The 18,614-nt window shown below is 57.4% G+C and carries 16 protein-coding genes and 1 pseudogene; 13 read left to right on the top strand and 4 right to left on the bottom strand.

All coding sequences use genetic code 11. The features are described from left to right. Window positions 1-8: 8 nt before the first annotated feature. The 10 genes from FEE99_RS19185 to FEE99_RS19230 all read left to right on the top strand — a co-directional run bounded on the left by FEE99_RS19185 (window position 9) and on the right by FEE99_RS19230 (window position 13,237). Window positions 9-1,484 carry a mannitol dehydrogenase family protein gene (locus FEE99_RS19185; RefSeq protein WP_041480238.1) on the top strand — a complete coding sequence of 492 codons (1,476 nt, stop codon included), beginning with the start codon at window positions 9-11 and terminating at the stop codon, window positions 1,482-1,484. 123 nt (window positions 1,485-1,607) lie between these two features. Further along, complete coding sequence (gene xylB / locus FEE99_RS19190) at window positions 1,608-3,104, top strand: xylulokinase (RefSeq protein WP_041480236.1); 1,497 nt, start codon at window positions 1,608-1,610, stop codon at window positions 3,102-3,104. A gap of 13 nt (window positions 3,105-3,117) precedes the next feature. Further along, a complete protein-coding gene (locus tag FEE99_RS19195) occupies window positions 3,118-4,056 on the top strand; it encodes a carbohydrate kinase family protein (protein ID WP_041480234.1) in 939 nt (312 codons plus the stop codon). Between the two features lie 77 nt (window positions 4,057-4,133). Continuing rightward, entirely contained in the window at window positions 4,134-4,721 is a 588-nt protein-coding gene (locus FEE99_RS19200; protein WP_041480414.1) for a transglycosylase SLT domain-containing protein, read from the top strand. 275 nt (window positions 4,722-4,996) lie between these two features. Continuing rightward, window positions 4,997-7,051, top strand: coding sequence for a type VI secretion system Vgr family protein (locus FEE99_RS19205; protein WP_041480232.1), 2,055 nt, complete (start codon window positions 4,997-4,999; stop codon window positions 7,049-7,051). Then, window positions 7,042-7,908, top strand: coding sequence for a DUF4123 domain-containing protein (locus FEE99_RS19210; protein WP_041480230.1), 867 nt, complete (start codon window positions 7,042-7,044; stop codon window positions 7,906-7,908). The genes FEE99_RS19205 and FEE99_RS19210 overlap by 10 nt, the downstream gene beginning before the upstream one ends. A 33-nt stretch (window positions 7,909-7,941) precedes the next feature. Beyond that, the gene (locus FEE99_RS19215; RefSeq protein WP_041480228.1) at window positions 7,942-11,193 is read left to right on the top strand and encodes a hypothetical protein; all 3,252 of its coding nucleotides are present in this window, start codon (window positions 7,942-7,944) and stop codon (window positions 11,191-11,193) included. A gap of 20 nt (window positions 11,194-11,213) precedes the next feature. Then, window positions 11,214-12,188 (top strand): tetratricopeptide repeat protein, encoded by a 975-nt coding sequence (locus tag FEE99_RS19220; RefSeq protein ID WP_041480226.1) that lies wholly within the window; start codon window positions 11,214-11,216, stop codon window positions 12,186-12,188. Between the two features lie 290 nt (window positions 12,189-12,478). Then, complete coding sequence (locus FEE99_RS19225; RefSeq protein ID WP_041480224.1) at window positions 12,479-12,748, top strand: DUF2790 domain-containing protein; 270 nt, start codon at window positions 12,479-12,481, stop codon at window positions 12,746-12,748. A gap of 90 nt (window positions 12,749-12,838) precedes the next feature. Next, a complete protein-coding gene (locus FEE99_RS19230; protein ID WP_041480222.1) occupies window positions 12,839-13,237 on the top strand; it encodes a hypothetical protein in 399 nt (132 codons plus the stop codon). On the opposite strand, the gene FEE99_RS19235 is transcribed toward FEE99_RS19230, so the two are convergent. Further along, window positions 13,234-13,503 carry a DUF1652 domain-containing protein gene (locus tag FEE99_RS19235; protein WP_041480220.1) on the bottom strand — a complete coding sequence of 90 codons (270 nt, stop codon included), beginning with the start codon at window positions 13,501-13,503 and terminating at the stop codon, window positions 13,234-13,236. The two genes, FEE99_RS19230 and FEE99_RS19235, sit on opposite strands and share 4 nt — an antisense overlap. Window positions 13,504-13,872: 369 nt before the next feature. Here FEE99_RS19235 and eco point away from each other — a divergent pair, with 369 nt between their 5' ends. Beyond that, window positions 13,873-14,358 carry a serine protease inhibitor ecotin gene (gene eco, locus FEE99_RS19240; protein WP_041480219.1) on the top strand — a complete coding sequence of 162 codons (486 nt, stop codon included), beginning with the start codon at window positions 13,873-13,875 and terminating at the stop codon, window positions 14,356-14,358. 36 nt (window positions 14,359-14,394) lie between these two features. Here the strand turns inward: eco and ilvA are convergent. Next, window positions 14,395-15,384 (bottom strand): annotated as a pseudogene (gene ilvA, locus FEE99_RS19245) (threonine ammonia-lyase, biosynthetic); the annotation flags it as partial. Window positions 15,385-15,670: 286 nt separating this feature from the next. Here ilvA and FEE99_RS19250 point away from each other — a divergent pair. Together FEE99_RS19250 and pncA are read left to right on the top strand one after the other, a co-directional pair. Continuing rightward, the gene (locus FEE99_RS19250) at window positions 15,671-15,838 is read left to right on the top strand and encodes a hypothetical protein (protein ID WP_156115296.1); all 168 of its coding nucleotides are present in this window, start codon (window positions 15,671-15,673) and stop codon (window positions 15,836-15,838) included. A 50-nt stretch (window positions 15,839-15,888) separates the two neighbouring features. Continuing rightward, window positions 15,889-16,515, top strand: a complete 627-nt coding sequence (gene pncA / locus FEE99_RS19255) for a bifunctional nicotinamidase/pyrazinamidase (protein WP_041480217.1) — start codon at window positions 15,889-15,891, stop codon at window positions 16,513-16,515. 5 nt (window positions 16,516-16,520) lie between these two features. Here pncA and FEE99_RS19260 read toward each other — a convergent pair whose 3' ends face one another. Together FEE99_RS19260 and FEE99_RS19265 are read right to left on the bottom strand one after the other, a co-directional pair. Then, complete coding sequence (locus FEE99_RS19260) at window positions 16,521-17,822, bottom strand: ATP-binding protein (protein WP_041480214.1); 1,302 nt, start codon at window positions 17,820-17,822, stop codon at window positions 16,521-16,523. 4 nt (window positions 17,823-17,826) lie between these two features. Beyond that, a complete protein-coding gene (locus FEE99_RS19265; RefSeq protein ID WP_016774890.1) occupies window positions 17,827-18,528 on the bottom strand; it encodes a response regulator transcription factor in 702 nt (233 codons plus the stop codon). Between the last annotated feature and the right edge of the window lie 86 nt (window positions 18,529-18,614).

An 18,614-nucleotide genomic window follows, 5' to 3' on the forward strand; every position in this document is an offset into this window, starting at 1 on the left:
ACTATCCGATGAAACTCAACCAACAGAACCTCAATCGCCTCGCCGCCCAGGTGCAACTGCCAGGCTACGACCTCGCTGACACGCGTCAGGGCATCGCCCACATCGGCGTCGGTGGTTTCCATCGTGCGCATCAGGCGTATTACACCGATGCCTTGATGAACACTGGCGAAGCGCTGGACTGGGCGATCTGCGGCGTCGGCCTGCGCCCGGAAGATCGCCGCGCCCGCGATGATCTGCGCGAGCAGGATTACCTGTTCACCCTGTTTGAGCTGGGCGACAGCGATGACACCGAAGTGCGCGTCATTGGCGCGATCCGCGACATGCTGCTGGCCGAAGATGACGCCCAGACGCTGATCGACAAACTCGCCGAACCACAGATCCGCATCGTCTCGCTGACCATCACCGAGGGCGGTTACTGCATCGACGACAGCAACGGCGAATTCATGGCGCACCTGCCGCAGATTCAACACGACCTCGCCCAGCCCGAGGCGCCGGGCACCGTGTTCGGTTTCCTCTGCGCAGCGTTGGCCAAACGGCGTGCGGCGGGCGTTCCAGCATTTACTGTGATGTCCTGCGATAACCTGCCGCACAACGGCGCCGTCGCCCGCAAGGCACTGCTGGCCTTCGCCGCCCTGCGTGAGCCGGATCTGCGCGACTGGATCGACCAGAACGTCAGTTTCCCCAACGCCATGGTCGATCGCATCACACCGATGACCAGCACCGCGCATCGCCTGCAGCTGGCCGACAAACACGCCGTCGACGATGCCTGGCCGGTGGTCTGCGAACCGTTTGTGCAGTGGGTGCTGGAGGACAAATTCGTCAACGGCCGCCCGGCATGGGAAAAGGTCGGCGTGCAGTTCACCGACGACGTATCACCGTACGAAGAGATGAAAATCAAACTGCTCAACGGCAGTCACCTGGCGCTCACTTATCTGGGCTTCCTCAAGGGCTATCGCTTTGTCCACGAGACCATGAACGATCCGCTGTTCGTGCGTTACATGCGCGCTTATATGGATCTGGATGTCACGCCGCAGCTGGCCCCGGTGCCGGGCATTGATTTGAGCGAATACAAGGACACGCTGGTCGCGCGATTCTCCAATCAGGCGATTGCCGATCAGCTGGAGCGCGTGTGTTCGGATGGCTCATCGAAGTTTCCCAAGTTCACCGTGCCGACGATCAATCGGCTGATCGCCGATGGCCGCGAGACCAAACGCGCGGCACTGGTAGTCGCGGCGTGGGCGTTGTATTTGAAGGGCGTGGATGAGAATGGCGATACGTATTCGATTCCGGATCCGCGAGCGGCTTTCTGTCAGGGATTGGTGGCGGACGATGAGTTGATCACGGAGCGGTTGCTGGGTGTTGAAGAGATTTTCGGCACGGCGATACCGAAGTCGGCGGAGTTTGTTGCGGCATTCGAGTGGTGCTGCCAGAGTCTGCGCGAGGTTGGGGTTTCGCGGACTCTGGAGAAAGTTCTCGCGACCTGATCGTTCCCACGCTCTGCGTGGGAATACAGCCCGGGACGCTCCGCGTCCCATCAAAAGCGGACGCAGAGCGTCTATTGAGGCGTTCCCACGCAGAGCATGGGAACGAGCAGCCGTGGAGTATTCATGACAACAACAAAGCTCTTCCTGGGTATCGACTGCGGCACCCAAGGCACCAAAGCGATCATCCTCGATGCCGACAGCGGTCAGGTGCTCGGTCTGGGCGCGGCGCCGCACACGATGATCAGCGGCGCCAACGGCCGCCGCGAACAAGACGTCCAGCAGTGGCTCGATGCATTCGTCAGCGCCACCCGCCAGGCCTTGCAAGCGGCGAATGTCGACGGCCAGGCGATCCTCGGCGTTGGCGTCTCCGGCCAGCAACACGGTTTGGTCCTGCTCGATGAGCAAGGCGCAGTGCTGCGCCCGGCCAAGCTCTGGTGCGACACCGAAACCACGCCGGAAAACGACCGCTTACTCGCGCAACTGGGCGGCGAGCAAGGTTCGCTGGAACGCCTCGGGGTGGTCATTGCGCCGGGCTACACGGTGTCGAAACTGCTCTGGACCAAAGAGCAGCATCCCGACGTGTTCTCACGCATCGCCCGGATTCTGTTGCCCCACGACTACCTCAATTACTGGCTCACCGGCCGCGCTTGCAGCGAATACGGCGATGCCTCCGGCACCGGCTATTTCAACGTGCGCACGCGGCAATGGGATGTGCAGATCCTGCGCGACATCGACGCCAGCGGCCGTTTGCAAACCGCGCTGCCGGAGCTGATCGACGCGCACGCCGCCGTCGGCACTCTCCTCCCGGCAATCGCCGAGCAACTGGGCATCAACCCCAACGCTGTGGTCTCGAGCGGCGGTGGCGACAACATGATGGGCGCCATCGGTACCGGCAATATCCAGCCCGGCGCGATCACCATGAGCCTCGGTTCTTCCGGCACGGTCTACGCGTTCTCCGACGCACCGAAGGTCAGCGCCGATGCCTCGGTTGCCACATTCTGCTCCTCCAGCGGCGGCTGGCTGCCGCTGATCTGCACGATGAACCTGACCAATGCCACCGGCGCCATTCGCGAACTGTTCAAGCTCGACCTGCCGACCTTCAACGAATTGGTCGCGCAATCGCCGATCGGTGCCGAAGGCGTGAGCATGTTGCCGTTTCTCAACGGCGAACGCGTGCCCGCCCTACCCCACGCCACCGGCAGCCTGCACGGCCTGACGATGGACAACCTGACCCAGGCCAATCTGTGCCGCGCGGCCGTCGAAGGCACCACCTTCGGTTTGCGCTACGGGCTGGATTTGCTCCGCCAGAATGGTTTACAAAGCCTGCGCATCTGCCTGATCGGCGGCGGCTCGAAGAGCGCGGTGTGGCGGCAGATCGTCGCCGATATCATGAACGCTCCGGTGATCTGCACCGAACAAAGCGAAGCCGCCGCACTGGGTGCGGCGATTCAAGCGGCGTGGTGCGCATCGCGCTCGAACGGCCATGATGTGTCCCTGGCCGATCTGTGCGAACGCTGCGTCAAGCTCGACGCGCGCAGTGAAACCCTGCCGATCGCCGCCAATGTCGCGGCGTTCCAGCAGGCCTACGAACGCTATCAACAGCATGTCGCAACCCTATAACGAGCAAACAACTATGTACTTGGTGTGTGGCGAAGCCCTGTTTGATTTCTTCAGCGAAAACGACGCCAGCGGTCGGGCCTCGAAAGTCAATTTCAAGGCGATTGCCGGCGGCTCGCCGTTCAACGTTGCCGTAGGTTTGCGGCGTCTGGGCGTGGACTCGGCGCTCTTCGGTGGGCTGTCCACCGACTACCTCGGCCGCCGTTTGCAGCAAGTGCTGCAGGACGAAGGCGTGCGCCCGGACTATCTGGTGGATTTCGCCGCGCCGACCACCCTGGCGATGGTCGCGGTAGGCGCCAATGGCTCACCGCACTACAGCTTCCGTGGCGAAGGCTGTGCCGACCGGCAACTGAGCGAGGCGCATCTGCCGACACTTGGCGACGAGGTGCGCGGCCTGCACATCGGCTCGTTTTCGCTGGTGGTGCAGCCGATTGGCGACACGTTGCTGAAACTGGTCCAACGCGAAAGCGGCAAACGCCTGATCAGCCTCGACCCCAACGTGCGCCTCAATCCCGAGCCGAACATCGAGCTATGGCGCGAGCGCATCGCCACGCTGGTGCGCCTGGCCGATCTGATCAAAGTCAGCGACGAGGATCTGAGCCTGCTCTATCCCGAGCAGGATCCGCAGCATGTTATTGAAAGCTGGCTCGAGCATCGCTGCCAGATCGTATTCCTGACACGCGGTGGCGACGGCGCAACGGTGTTCAGTCGCACCCATGGCTCGTGGTCGGTACCGGCGAATCCGGTGAAGATTGCCGACACCGTTGGCGCTGGCGACACCTTCCAGGCGGCGCTGATCACCTGGCTGACCGAACATTCGCTGGACTCGGTAGAAGGCCTGCAGCAGCTCAGTCGAGAGCAAATCGACGGCATGCTCAGGTTCGCCGTACAAGCCGCCGCGCTGACCTGCAGCAAAACCGGTCCGGATCTGCCCTATCGTCATCAATTGAGCTGAGCGCGTAGACTGTCGGCCTTTTTGCGCACGACGGAAAACAGCTCTTGAATCACAGGCACATCCTCGCCCTCCTGACCATGGCCACCCTGCTGAGCGGTTGCGGCACCTCGCCGCCCCGCTCCCCGGAAGACATCTGCGCAATCTTCCGCGAGAAAAGCGATTGGTACGACGCTGCGCAAGTCACCCAGAAACGCTGGGGCGTGCCGATCCAGGTGCCTTTCGCGATCATGTATCAGGAATCCGGCTACCGCTACGACGCCAAGACGCCGCGCAAATACCTGCTCTGGGTGATTCCGTGGGGCCGCGTCTCGACCGCTTCCGGTTATGCGCAAGCCAAGGATGAAGTCTGGGCCGACTACCAGAAAAGCACCGGCCGCAACTGGGCCGACCGCGAAGACTTCGACGACGCCATCGACTTCGTCGGCTGGTACATGGACAAGACCACCTCGATCAACGGCGTGTACAAATACGACGCCTACAACCAGTACCTGAACTACCACGAAGGCTGGGGCGGCTTTCGCAACAAGACCTACGCGAGCAAGGCCTGGCTACCGCCGACCGCGCGCAAGGTGCAGAACCGTTCGGATCTGTATGCGCAGCAATATGCCGGATGCAAGGAAGACCTCAATCGCGGGTTCTGGAGCCGGTTCTGGCATTGGTTGTAGAAGCCCTTCGCGAGCAGGCTCGCTCCCACAGGACCTTAGTGAACGCCGATTTTGTGTACACCCGAGAAACCTGTGGGAGCGGGCTTGCCCGCGATGGCAATCTCTCAAACACCATCAAAGTCTATGAAAGGCCCGATTTCACTGACCCAAACCGCCCTCCTAAGGGTTTTCCCTATGGCATCAAGGCCCCACACCTACGCCATTTGCGCCTTGAATGAGGCCGTCTAATCCTGCAACATCCATCACCTGCTTATTCAACGGACGGAATTCAAGGCATGCTGGACGCCAATGCAACCCACATCACCCTCTCGATCGAAGACGCCAACGCCGACCTGCAAGTCCTCAGCTTCACCGGTCGCGAAGCCCTCAACGAACCGTTCCGTTTCGACCTCGAACTGGTCAGCGCCCGCCCCGACCTGAAGCTCGAAGAGCTGCTGCACAAGCGCGCCTGCCTGACCTTCGGCGCCACCGGCGAAGGCAAGATTCACGGTCAGGTCTATCGCATCGAGCAGGGCGACTCCGGCAAGACCCTGACCCGCTACAGCATCAGCCTGATGCCGCAACTGGCCTATCTGCAGCACAACCATGATCAGCAGATCTTCCAGCAACTGACGGTGCCGAAAATCATCGCCCAAGTGCTGGAAGATCGCGGCATTCTCTCCGACGCCTACAGCTTCCAGCTCGGCGCCGAGTATCCGGAACGCGATTATTGCGTGCAATACGACGAGTCCGATCTGCATTTCATCCAGCGTCTGTGCGAAGAGGAAGGCATTCACTTCCACTTCCAGCACAGCAGCAGCGGCCACAAACTGGTGTTCGGCGACGACCAGACCGTATTCCGCAAACTGAAGCCGGTCAGCTACCAGCAGGACTCCGGCATGGCTGCGGAGAAACCGGTGATCAAGCGCTTCAACCTGCGCCTGGAAACCCGTACCACCCGCGTCAGCCGTCGCGACTACGATTTCGAAAAACCAAAGCTGCTGCCCGAAGGCGCGGTCAAATCCGAATTCGCCCCGGATCTGGAAGACTACGATTACCCCGGCCGCTTCACCACCCGCGAGCGCGGCAAGTTCCTCTCGACCCGCGCCCTCGAACGCCATCGCAGCGACTACAAACTCGCCGAAGGCAAAGGTGATGAACCGACGCTGACCAGCGGCCATTTCCTCACGCTCGCCGAACACCCGCGCGCCGAGTGGAACGATCTGTGGCTGCTGCTGGAAGTCTTCCACGAAGGCAAACAGCCGCAAGTGCTCGGCGAAAACGTCACCAGCGACGTCACCGACAACAAAAGCGATTTCCATCAGGGCTACCGCAACAGCTTCCTCGCCACCCCGTGGGACGCGCACTACCGCCCTGCCCTCGAACATCCGAAACCGAAAGTCCTCGGCAGCCAGACCGCCGTCGTCACCGGCCCGCCCGGTGAAGAAATCCACTGCGATCAGTACGGCCGCATCAAAGTGCAGTTCCACTGGGACCGCGACGGCCAGTCCGACGACAAAACCACCTGCTGGATGCGCGTCGCCAGCGGCTGGGCCGGAGCAGCCTACGGCGGCATCGCCATCCCGCGCATCGGCATGGAAGTCCTCGTCACCTTCCTCGAAGGCGACCCCGACCAGCCCCTCGTCACCGGCTGCCTGTACCACAAGGAAAACGTCGTCCCCTACGACCTTCCGGCAAACAAAACCCGCAGCACCTTCAAAACCCTCAGCTCCCCGGGCGGCAAGGGCTACAACGAATTCCGCATCGAAGACAAGAAAGGCGCCGAACAGATCTACATCCACGCCCAGCGCGACTGGGACGAAAACATCGAACACGACCAGAAAATCCGCGTCGGCAACGAACGGCATGACACTGTTGAAGCCAATGTGTTGAGCGAGTTCAAGGTTGAAGAACACCGGATCACCCATCTGGACCGCATCAGCGAAATGCGCGCGGATGATCACCTGACGGTGGGTGTGACGCAGCATGTGAAGGTGGGGACTGGGCAGTTTGTTGAGGCCGGCAACGAAATCCATTATTACGCCGGCCAGAGAGTCGTGGTCGAAGGCGCCATGGAACTGACCGCCAAGGCTGGCGGCAGCTTCGTCAAGGTCGATGCAGGTGGCGTGACCATCAGCGGGGCTGAGGTGAAGGTGAATACCGGCGGCTCGCCCGGGGTGGGCACGCCGGCGGCGCCGTTGTTGCCGGGGCCGATGAAGGTTGCGGATGCGGATAAGGCGGGGAAAGTCCCTGTCCCGCTGCCCAAACGTCTGAATGAGTCTGGAATAACGCCGTTGTGCGGCAAGCAAAGCAACGGCGCCTGCAGCCGTAAGGATTGCACATGCATGTGAAAGCGCTCAGCGCCCTCCTCGAAGCTCCACGCCATGGGTTCGTTGATTTACCGAGAGAAAGCTCTGAATCAACACTGTGTTTCATTATTGACCCGGTTCGACAGCCTGACGCGATGAGCCGCCTTTATCGTGTTGGCGAACCGGTGGTGGATGCACAGGGCCTGTTCCTCAAAACCGCCTTCGCTGAGATCGCCGCTGACGGTCCGCTCTGGATCACCGCGCCATGGGGCAGTCGCCTTGCGGCTGAGGCAGCAAAGCTGTGCGAGGAAAATTTCTCTGGCATTGCCATTACCACAGCTGATTCTGACAAAGCGCTCGCCCATGCGCGCTGGCTCTTGCGCGCTAATGATGGCTCTGGCGGACAAAGCCTGTTGAGCTACCACAAGCCAAGCCTGTGGGCCGCGCTGGCCTATACCGCTGGCGACAACTCCCATCAGCTGTTCGGCCCTTGGCAGCACGTATACAGCCCAGCGCCGGTTCATTTTGGGCGCAATAAAGGTCCATGGCTCAGTTGGCGCGCCGTCTCGGAAGTCGAATGGCTGGGCGATACTTCAGTGTTCAGCCTGCCGCCATCCGCGGCGAACGTTCAAGAGCATTTGGGTTGGGTTTATTGGGCAGATGAACATCACGCAGATTACGGCGAGCCGAGCGATGAGCATCTGCCCAACCTTGTGGCAAACCTCAATGTGCTGGTTGCCCACAATATTTACGAAGGCCGTCACTTGCTGAAGCTGGGGTCAATCACAAATGGCCCACTGCTTGAAACACAGCCACAGGCAATGGCCATCCTGCAATCCAGGGAAGAGTCGTTCATCAAAGTACAGCAGCTGCAGCAACTCACCACCAGCGTTGCTTGATGAACCCGTCCGTTAAGAATGAATGGAAGCGAAATGGAACAAAATACCAGCGCAGCACCTAACACCGAATCGGCACCTGCAAAACCGGTAGTTGCCGATGAAACTTGTGCAAAACCGCCTCGGGATATTGGTGAACAGCCCGAAGCGCCGGAAGACACACCAGGCGATCACGACAAAGTGAAAACGCCCTGCTCCACCATTTATGGCAGTGCAATTTACGATACGGAAAATGAATCCTTCTGGTTACTACCAGAGCGGACAAACTCCGCCCTGAAAGAAGCTTCCAGTGACTTGGAACAGAAGGTCAGCTCAAGCAAATCTCCAGAAGAACGGAAAAAAGGGCTCTACGAGTCGGGACTCCTTGAGTATTTCCTAGAGCCTAAACTGGCAAACTTTCTTGAGGGTGACGAGAAAGCACGGATGCTAGAAATCGAAGCTCAACATCCGAATATCAGCAATCTGGATGCAGCACTTCTAGACGCTCAGCAGAACTTAAAAACCACGGCGCCAGAAGATTCTTCCACTCAGCTTACCGCCCTTGAGCAAGATCAGCTTAAAAGAAACCATTTCATGTCCGCCCGGGATGCTGCAACCCGCGTACGTGGCATGCATAGCGAATGGCAAAAGCTCAAGCGCATGGCCATCGCCGCCGCTAAGGAAAAAGGCTACGCGTACGAAAGCGGCAACCTTTATGCGCCCAAAGCCATCGCGGCCCGGGAAGCCGTTCAAAAGTATCTGAAAGCGCGAGAAGCGCTGTTAGAGGACAAGGATCTCACCACGTTAACCTCGGCAGAGCTCGCGCCGATGCTCGCTCAAGATAAAAAGCGAATCGACGAGATCGCGATGTGCGGCACTAACAATCAGTTGATGCTCTGCACCTATGTACGCGACCAGGAAATCAAACGTAAGGAAAGGAAAGCGACCTACAGCGCTTATCTGGAGGCCATCACCGACGTCGCACAATATGGGATCGCATTGCCGGAGTTCGCGCTGATTTCTGAGGGCGGAGCAGTCGAAAGTGGAGTCGACCTGTTCAAGCAATATATGGCGCTCGAGAAGGAGCAAAAAGAGACCAATGAACGTCTCAGCGCCAAGTACAAAGGCTGGATCGAGGCAAGTGGCCGACAAGCCAAAGCGCCCACCAACCTGGTCACTAATGAACGTGCCGACTGGGACCGCTTGCAGGCTTCGAAAGAAAAACTACGACTTCAGGCTGAGAGCAATGTGGAAACGGCAATTGTTCGCCGTCATCTATTGTGGGAGCCAGAGCAATTTCAGGCGAGACCTGAAGAGCGCTTGATTAAAAACGGTTTCCCGCTGGCCGAGATGAGCATGGCGGACAGCCTGAAAAAACCGCTGACCTATCTCAGCATGTATTCGCTGCCACGACTCAAACAAACTGTTAAGGATGACTGGAAGAAAGTTGGCGCCAAGGTCAAAGATCTGATGAAGCGTCCGGGCAATAGCGATGGAAAAGCAACGACGGACACTGAACTGAGTTTGTTTGGACAGTGGCTGAAAAGTGAAGGCGCGTTAAGAATCAAGGATCAGGAAAGCGATTGGTTCTCAGCCGAAGGGTGGTTCGAAATCGAAAAATTCAACGCCTACCTTGAAAACAAAAAGTACAAGGTCACTGCGCTGGAGAACGCTGGTACCCGTAAAGAATGGGGGGACCGATTGCAGCAAGTGTTGTTCAAGGACAACGTACGCAAGACATTCCGCATTTTCGACATCACACCGCAAGCCCAGTTGGTTCGATGCCTAATGCCCTCCACCACGGAAACTATCCATTCATCGACAAAAGTAGAGGGGCCGGACTGGACTCTGGCCGAAGGATTCCAAGCCTCCGCCAAGGCTACTTTTGCCGTTGATCTTGCCAGAGGCGAGGTCGAGCTTTTTAAAGTCGACTTGCCAGATCGTGCCAGCGCGAAAGATATTGTCATCACGTACCGAAATGCAGAAGACATGCAGCAAAAGATGAATCTTGGACGTTTTTCGCTCTATTTAGGCGCGAAGGCTTGGGGCTATGCAGGAGCATCATTGTTGCTTTCTTCGGAAATTGCATTGGATGTCAGCAACGCTGGGTTCCATTTAGCTCCTCCGGAACCGGTTGTGCGCAACCCCGATAAGCGCAGCTACGCGAGAACTGAAAAAAGTGGACAGATTAAAAAAGCTCCTGAAACGCTACAGATACAGGATGGCGCGAAAGCCGCATTTAATCTATTCGCCGGTCTGCAAACCGGGATAATGGTCACCGGAGCGCTAAATTGGGCACCACCCGGCGAAGTAGCCTTGCTAACCAAAGCACCCGTTTCCGGAAAAGCTGCCGGAATGAAAGCCAGCGAATGGTTCAGCCTTGCGCGTTTGACTGTGGAACTCAACGCCGCTGCCGGTCTCGGAGCGAGGGCTGAGGCGAGTATTTCCCTGCACGAGGGCCGTCTGATTCTGGTGCTCAAGGCAGCGTTGATCGCCGGCCCAGGCGTCGGTGGCTCCTTCAAGTTCGAAGTCGGCTACGATGCCGTCACCGAGCTGCTTAACATGTTCCGTAGAGAACTATATAAAAACAAACAGAACCCTTACTTTGTCATTGAAGACGAAACCTATGCGTACCTTTCAAAATTAAATACGCTGGCCATTGGCGGTTTTGATATTCGGATGATTTATCTTATGGGCGCTGATGCGGTGATGACGCTTTATGAGAGCTTGACTGCGACAGGTAAAGGCGGATCTATTGCTGATACGATTATGTTTTACGATCCAGTGGAGGAGCTTGAGGAGTGGTGCATCAATGCGATTCCAGGCGCGCTCGGACCATTATTGATGACACTCATTAGCCCACCTGATGATTTCTCTGTAAATTATTCGAATAACTCAGATAAACCTGATAAAAAAGAGCGCAAATATGACAGTGATCAAGCGCACCTAGTTCAGCAGCAGGCCATTGAGCGCATTCTCGGCTGGATTGTAAAAAGTGCAACCAAGCAAAATTCAATCGAACAAGCTCAGTATCAATTTGAGCAAATTTGCATGTGCATGAATAAGTTTGGAATGAAGCCAGCTAATGCTGATGAGAAATATTGCGAAAACCGTTTGGCGCTTGATAATTTCATGACTGAGGCAGTCCTTCGCCTTACTGTTCCCTCAGGGGAGGAAATGCGAACGCGCTATAAAGATCATGTCAAATTGTTAGGTGCAAAACGTGACGGATCTTGCCAGCGCAGCCAATATCAAGGACGAACATACGTACCAGCAGGTGTGGCTAAATTTATTCCGACCATCCATTAATGAATTAAAGAGACAAGCATATGTGGCTGCGCTCACTATTCTCAGTAGTTATATTCCTCACTTCTGCTAGCTCCTCTCTGGCAGAACTCGCCCCACGCCAAGAGCAGGCCAAAAACCATGGCATTGTCCTTTATAATCAATTGAAGACCGAGTCTGCCAAGCCTTTTTTATTGATCGCATCGGAGGCAGGAGATAGTGAAGCTCAATATTTGTTAGCGGAAGTGCTTAGAAAAAAAAATCACTACATGAGCTCCGAAGCTAGGGCTTGGTATGAGGCGTCGGCTAATCAAGGCAACCTATACGCCATGATTCAGCTAGGACGGAGTGAAAAAGATCTATGCGATATCACTCGCGACTGCAAACCGCCTCAGAAAGATCCGATCGAGTGGCTGAACGAAGCCAAGAAACAGGCTATAGAGAAAGCAAAAAACGGTAACGCTGAAGCAATGTACATTATGTATGAAATTACCCTAGACGATCAGTGGCTTGAAAAAGCAGCAATTGCGGGTGACGATCAGGCCCAGTACTGGCTAGCGGTATCTTATAAGCAAGGTGATGGATTTTTCTTACCTTGGAAACGAACAGAAGAAGTAAAAAAATGGTTCAAACTGTCCGCTGAAGCAGGAAATCCGCGTTCCATGATGGAGTATGCGGCTCTTCTTTTCGAGAGCGGAGATCTTGAAGGTTTTAGACACTGGAATGAGCAAGCAGCGATAGCAGGTTATGCGGAATCAGTGTATGGATATGGCTCATATCTTGCTCATGAGCCCGACACATATGGATTTCCATATGACCCCGTTAAAGGCTATTCACTAGTTTCATCCTTAAGTATTCTGAACGGCGGGGGTGGAATGCAAGAAAACGTTGAATACAAACTCCCTCTCATTGCAGCCAAGTTGACACCCGCACAAATTTCCGAAGCGCACGAGCAAACAAAGAAATGGGCTGCTACACATCCTCCGCTGTCCTTTTTTCCCGAAAAACTGAGTCGTTAATTCACTTTAATCGGTAATGAGTTAGGACGCGAACTACTTGAGAGCCATAATCAGGATTATCGCTCCTGGTTATGGCTGATCGGCAATCGCTTCAATGCAAATATCTTTGGTTAAATGTGCTTACCGCTTGATCCCCGATCTATTCAGCTTAATTAGTCCAATTACCCCCGTTGATCCTCGAATCAAAGACTCTACAGTACTGTTCCGCTCAGGCATCGCGCTGAAACCGACTGCGGCAGGCTCGCCCGGCTTCGTGCCCGGGCGCCTATCCGTTACGCTGGAGTCCTCTCATGAACATTCGTCCCTTCCTGCTCACCGCCACCCTCGCCTGCTGCTCATACGCCGCACAGGCCCAAGCCAACGACACCTCCGCCACATCGAATCAAACACCCTACCAATACGGCATGCCACTACACGTGGCGAAGGCACTTTCGCTAACCGAGCCGCCGACCCTGGAATGCAAAGTCATCACCGCCGACATGAAATACATCGACAACACCGGCAAGCCCGCACAAATCAGTTACAGGAAATTATCTGACGCTTGCAGTCAACAGAACTGACAGACGCTTCTGGTTTTCCGGTTGGCCATAGGCTTGGGGTGGCTTCGGCGGTTATGCTCGGGGCCTTCCCTACTGCCGCAAGGATTGGCCATGCAGTTGTCGTTCCGCACGTTGTCGAGCTTCACTTCAATCCTGTGTTTTCTGCTGGCGCTGGTCTGGGGATTTTTTCCGGAAGTGTTGCTGGCGATCTGGAGCATTGGCTATTCGGAAGGCACTGGCGTAGTCGCAAGGCGCAGCGCGGTGCTGTTTGCGGCGTTGGGGGTGATGTTTTGTTTGCTGCGCAATGCTCCGCCGTCAGCGGCACGCAGTGCACTGAGCAATGGTTTTATCGTCGGCTGTTTCGGTTTGGCGGCGTTGGGTTTTGGCGAATGGCTCAATGGCCATGCCGGCCCCGGGATTTTGCTCGCGGTGCTGGTCGAGTTCGCGCTGGGCCTAGGTTTCGTGCAGGCCCGGCGCGTGACGGTCGAACTGGGTGAAACGGTGGGTTAAACGGCTCGAGAGCGAGCGCTGGTTTGATGGGTCGTGGTTTGTTGCGCGAGGTCGGAACGCAGGCCAGCGACCAGGTTGTTGATCTCACGGCAGCTGTTCAGGCGGCTGGCGTCGATTCCACTTACGTAGAGATCGGCTTGGTCGGTTCGATGGTCGCCAAATACTTTGACGGACATCGACAAGTCTGGTGTCAGCGTGCACTGGCAGCGTTTCGGCAGGAAGCTGCTTTCAATGATGTTGCGTAATTCCAAGGCAGATAAAAACATGGCGAACCCTCTCCTTTCTGTGCGATTGCCAATCAAGTATTCACGCTGACCCTCTGCTGCGCCTTCACGGGTGTGCCCCCGCTGTTTCCCTGGTGCGGCAAGTGGTGGTACTGCGAAATGCCCATTGGAGTGTAGGCGCCCAAATCCTGTGCGCCTCACCAAAAGAACGCATAAAACGTGCCTTTGATCGGTTCGTTTTGCTCCCTTCAAAATCAAGCACTTGGAAATGTGGCCAGTATCCTGCTATTTGCAAATTGCATGAATCGACCACCCGTCCCCTGCAATCTGCAATCTCCGGGCAAATTTGCTTTCGAAGACTATCACGGCAAGAATGTCTCCCATTCCAATTCAACCCGCACGGAGGCCTCCATGAATTCCTTAAGCGTTTGCGCGATCACCGGCCTGTTGATCGCCAACCTTTCCACTCTAGCCCACGCCGCCAAGCTCGAAGACGTCGCGCCGTACCCCAAAGCCGAAGCCGGGTTCACCCGACAAGTCATCCATCTGCCCAAGCAAGAGCAGGAAGAGAATTTCCAGGTTGAAATTCTCGCCGGCAAAACCCTCGAAGTGGATTGCAATCGCCAGCGTCTGGGCGGTGTGCTCGATGAAAAGAATCTGCAAGGCTGGGGCTATCCGTTCTATCGCCTGGAAAAAGTCATCGGCCCGATGAGCACGATGATGGCCTGCCCGCCTGGCAGCAAGAAAAAGCGCGCTTTCGTTCCGGTCGTCGGTGATGGCTTCATGTTGCGCTACAACAGCAAGCTGCCAGTCGTGGTGTACGCGCCTTCGGACGTCGAAGTGCGCTATCGCATCTGGTCGGCGTCGGACAAAGTCGGCACCGCCCTGCAGGAATAACCGGAGAGCTTATTACGCCGGCACGCCGCAAGCAGCGGCGCGTTCGGCGACATGGCGCAGGCTGTCGAAGTTGATGTTGGCCCCGGAGTCGATGGCGACGAATGTCTGATCGCGAACCCCACTGCGCGCCACGTACTGCTTGATCCCCGCCACGGCCAGCGCCCCCGACGGTTCAGTGATCGAACGGGTATCGTCGTAGATATTCTTGATCGCGGCGCAGAGTTCGTCATTGCTGACCGTAATTACTTCATCTACGCAGAAGCGGCATACCTCAAAGCCATACGCGCCGACCTGCGCCACCGCAACGCCATCGGCGAAGGTGCCGACGCTCGGTAGAACCACCCGCTCGTCCGTACTTAAAGCCGCTTGCAGGCACGCCGAATGTTCGGATTCGACGCCGATGATCCGCACTTCCGGACGCAGGTATTTGACGTAGGCCGCGATACCGGCGATCAAACCTCCGCCCCCGACCGGGATGAAGATGGCGTCCAGCGCGCCTTGATGCTGGCGCAGGATTTCCATTGCCACGGTGCCTTGTCCGGCGATCACGTCAGGATCATCGAACGGTGAAACGAACGTGCATCCGGTCTGCTCGGCCAAGTGCAACGCATGGGCCAGAGCAAAGGGGAAACTCTCGCCATGCAGCAATGCGTCGGCACCGCGACTGCGCACGCCGAGCACCTTGAGCTCAGGGGTGGTAGACGGCATGACGATCGTCGCGGCAATGCCCAATTCCCGTGCCGCCAGCGCTACACCCTGCGCGTGATTACCCGCCGATGCCGTGATCACTCCCCGCGCTCGCTGCTCATCGCTCAGTTGCACGAGTTTGTTGTAAGCACCACGGATCTTGAAAGAGAACGTCGGTTGCAGATCTTCGCGCTTGAGCAGGACCCGATTGCCCAATGCTTCCGACAACGCTGGCGCAAGCTGCAACGGCGTGCGCACCGCAATGTCGTACACCGGCGCGGCCAGGATCTTTTTCACGTAATGCTCAAGCAGGGCTTGCTGGTCGGGGCTGTGCGGCATGGTCGTCTCCTGACATTTTTCAGAACCCCGGAGACAGAAAGTAAAAACCCGCCTCTAGGGCGGGTTGGGTGCTGCAGTCGTGAGCTAGCCCGCCAAATGAGGAATGGCGGTAATAATGCTTGGCTGGCAGCGCGATACGGTGAAAGTCATGCACTGGAAATTAGCCTGCCGTTGGATGACAAGTCAATGGTCCGCTGCAGAACATTGAATCTTCCGCAGAACTGAGCAGTCACTGCAAAGGAGAACAACAACTTCTGCTCCAAGCCGATGAAAGTGGAGATCGACCATGAATATCCGCCAAATGCTGTTCGCCGTCCCGCTGCTGGTCGCCGCCCTGTCCAGCCCTGCTGCTTTCGCCGTCGACGAAAGCGACGCCGTGAAAAAGCCCGAATGTCCGAAAGGCCAGGTGTGGGACAGTAAAACCCATCAATGCGTGCTGCAGACCAGTGGCTGACAGAAGCCCTGCTAAACTGGCCGAGGTTTTATTCTCAGGAAGATTTCCCCGTGCCCATTTCGTCCCGCGCTGCATTGCTGGTCATCGACGTTCAAAACGACTTCATTCCCGGCGGCCAATTGCCGGTGCCTGAAGGTGACCGGATTGTGCCGCTGATCAACCGTCTCGCGCGGCATTTCAGGCAAGTCTTGATTGCGCAGGACTGGCACCCGAGCGGGCATATATCGTTTGCATCCAGCCACCCCGGGCGCCAGCCCTACGACGTCATCGAATTACCGTACGGCGCACAAACGTTGTGGCCCGATCACTGTGTGCAAGCCAGTGTCGGCGCCGAATTTCATCCGGAACTGGATCTACCGCACGCGCAATTGATCATCCGCAAGGGCTGCAATCCCGATATTGACAGCTACTCGGCTTTTCTCGAAGCGGATCGAAGCACCACCACCGGGCTCGCCGGCTATTTGAAAGAGCGCAGCATCGACACCGTTTACATGGTTGGCCTGGCGCTGGATTTCTGTGTGATGTTTTCGGCGCTGGATGCGCGCGCGGCGGGTTTTAATGTCTGTGTGGTGCTGGATGGCTGTCGCGCGATTGATCTGGACGGTTCGCTGGCAGCCGCCATAGCGCGGATGCAAGAGGCCGGCGTCAGCCTGATTCAATCATCAGATGTCCGTTAGGATATTCAGGCCATGGCCGGCAACCAGAGCCTGAATCGCGCCCCACCCAACGGCGAACTTTCAACCGTCAAAGTGCCGCCCTGCGCTTCGAGCGCTCGGCGGCTTATCGCCAAACCGAGGCCGAACCCACCCGTCGCGCGATCACGGCTGCGGTCGAGCCGATAGAACGGTTCGAAAATCCGCTCGCGCTCATCGTCGGGAATGCCGATACCATCATCGTCGACCCATATCTCACACCCTCCGGCAATGACCTGCACACCGATCTGAATGCGCTTTTCGCAATAGCGCATGGCATTGCGCAACAGGTTCTGGATGGCCCGGGCGGTCAGGCGCGGGTCCAGCGCGAAGCGTTCGAGCTGACCGTGCAGCAGAACGTCAATCACGATGTCTGGCGACTCCAGCTCCTCATCGACGCTGCCGAGAATGCTGTCGATGAATTCGTCCAGCGACACCTCGATGCGCTCAGGCGACTGCGCCGGATTCTGCAAACGGCTGTAGGAAAGCAACTCCAGCACCAATTCATCCAGCTCACGAATATGCGCGACCAAACTCTGCAGACGCTCGCGGCTGGCGGCGGGCAAGTCTTCTGACAATGCCAGCGCCAGGCCGAAATCCAGACGCGTCAACGGCGTACGTAGCTCATGGGAAACGGCGTTAAGCAGATCGCGCTGCTGGTTGAGCAGGTTTTCGATATCGCCGGCCATGGTGTCGAACACGTTGGCGAGGCTGCCGATGTTCGAACTAGGGGCGATTCTGGTTCGCTCGCTCAAATGCCCCTTGCCGAAGCGTTCGGCAGTGCCCTTCAAACGTTCAAGATCGCGCCAGTGCGGGCGCAACCAGAGCAGCAGGCAGCCGAGCAACATGGCGCCGATGAGCACATTAATGCTCCAGTACAACAGATCGACGTCGACCGGATCCGGCGGTACGACCATACGCACGGCCATGTCCGCATTCAGCGGAGTGACTGCCAAAGTTCGCCAGCCCCAGTCACCGATCCGCACCACGTTCTCACCACGGTGCAAACGTTCCTGCTCGATGGGCGTGAACACCGGGTCGTCGATTGGCGTCAGGACGATGTGCAGCGGCTGGAATTCCTTGTCCATCGCCGCCGCAATCGCCGGCCATTGCTCTTGCGGCGCAGCATGAAACTGCTTGGTGATCAGCGATTGCAGACCTCGGGAGAATTCCAGATTGTAGGTGACGAAGCGATCCCGAAAGGCCATGACCACCAGATCCGGCACCAGATAGATCGCCGCACTATAGGAGACGATTGTCACCAGATACAGGCGAAACAGAATGCGAAACATCAGCTCAGCATTCCCACTCGGAGCGGCTGAACAGATAGCCCTTGCCCCACACGGTCTTGATCTTGCGCGCCTCGCCGGCGTGATCATCGAATTTGCGCCGCAGCTTGGAAATCGCCACGTCCACCGAGCGGTCAGTGCCATTGAATTCAATACCGCGCAGCCGCTGAAGAATCTGATCGCGACTCAGCACTTCGCCGGCATGTCGGGCCAGCACCACCAGCAAATTGTATTCGCCGCTGGACAGTTCAACCGCTTGATCACGCCAGGTCACGGTGCGCTCGGACAGATCAATGCACAGATTGCCCATGACGATCCGATCGTTGACCGCCAGCGGTTCGCCGAGGCTGCTGCGCCGCAACAACGTGCGCACCCGCGCCAGCAGCACTCGTGGCTCGCAGGGTTTGGTGACGTAGTCGTCAGCGCCCATTTCCAGGCCCAGTACCTGATCATGACTGTCATCGCGGGCCGTGAGCATGAGGATCGGCAGTGTTGCCGAATCGGCACGCAGCAAACGGCACACCTGCAAGCCGTCGAGGCCCGGCAGCATGAGGTCGAGAATCACCAGATCCGGCGGACTGATCCGCGCCCGCTCGCGCACATGGTCGCCACGGCCGATGACGCTGACGGAATAACCGTTGCGCTCCAGGTAGCTGGAAATCAGTTCGGCGAGGGCGGTGTCGTCTTCGACCAGGAGGATGTTGGGCATGGGGTGTTCCAGAGAATGCTGTGGCGACAGTCGGGACTCATTCGCTCGCACATTGAAATGCGATCTCCTGTGGGAGCGAGCCTGCT

It is taken from the genome of Pseudomonas sp. ef1 (genome assembly GCF_007293365.2).
Taxonomy (GTDB): domain Bacteria; phylum Pseudomonadota; class Gammaproteobacteria; order Pseudomonadales; family Pseudomonadaceae; genus Aquipseudomonas; species Aquipseudomonas siliginis.

Coding starts and splice junctions, on each gene's coding strand:
- FEE99_RS19185 (WP_041480238.1), top strand. CDS start 9: ATGAAACTCAACCAACAGAACCTCAATCGCCTCGCCGCCCAGGTGCAA.
- xylB (WP_041480236.1), top strand. CDS start 1,608: ATGACAACAACAAAGCTCTTCCTGGGTATCGACTGCGGCACCCAAGGC.
- FEE99_RS19195 (WP_041480234.1), top strand. CDS start 3,118: ATGTACTTGGTGTGTGGCGAAGCCCTGTTTGATTTCTTCAGCGAAAAC.
- FEE99_RS19200 (WP_041480414.1), top strand. CDS start 4,134: ATGGCCACCCTGCTGAGCGGTTGCGGCACCTCGCCGCCCCGCTCCCCG.
- FEE99_RS19205 (WP_041480232.1), top strand. CDS start 4,997: ATGCTGGACGCCAATGCAACCCACATCACCCTCTCGATCGAAGACGCC.
- FEE99_RS19210 (WP_041480230.1), top strand. CDS start 7,042: ATGCATGTGAAAGCGCTCAGCGCCCTCCTCGAAGCTCCACGCCATGGG.
- FEE99_RS19215 (WP_041480228.1), top strand. CDS start 7,942: ATGGAACAAAATACCAGCGCAGCACCTAACACCGAATCGGCACCTGCA.
- FEE99_RS19220 (WP_041480226.1), top strand. CDS start 11,214: ATGTGGCTGCGCTCACTATTCTCAGTAGTTATATTCCTCACTTCTGCT.
- FEE99_RS19225 (WP_041480224.1), top strand. CDS start 12,479: ATGAACATTCGTCCCTTCCTGCTCACCGCCACCCTCGCCTGCTGCTCA.
- FEE99_RS19230 (WP_041480222.1), top strand. CDS start 12,839: ATGCAGTTGTCGTTCCGCACGTTGTCGAGCTTCACTTCAATCCTGTGT.
- FEE99_RS19235 (WP_041480220.1), bottom strand. CDS start 13,503: ATGTTTTTATCTGCCTTGGAATTACGCAACATCATTGAAAGCAGCTTC.
- eco (WP_041480219.1), top strand. CDS start 13,873: ATGAATTCCTTAAGCGTTTGCGCGATCACCGGCCTGTTGATCGCCAAC.
- FEE99_RS19250 (WP_156115296.1), top strand. CDS start 15,671: ATGAATATCCGCCAAATGCTGTTCGCCGTCCCGCTGCTGGTCGCCGCC.
- FEE99_RS19260 (WP_041480214.1), bottom strand. CDS start 17,822: ATGTTTCGCATTCTGTTTCGCCTGTATCTGGTGACAATCGTCTCCTAT.
- FEE99_RS19265 (WP_016774890.1), bottom strand. CDS start 18,528: ATGCCCAACATCCTCCTGGTCGAAGACGACACCGCCCTCGCCGAACTG.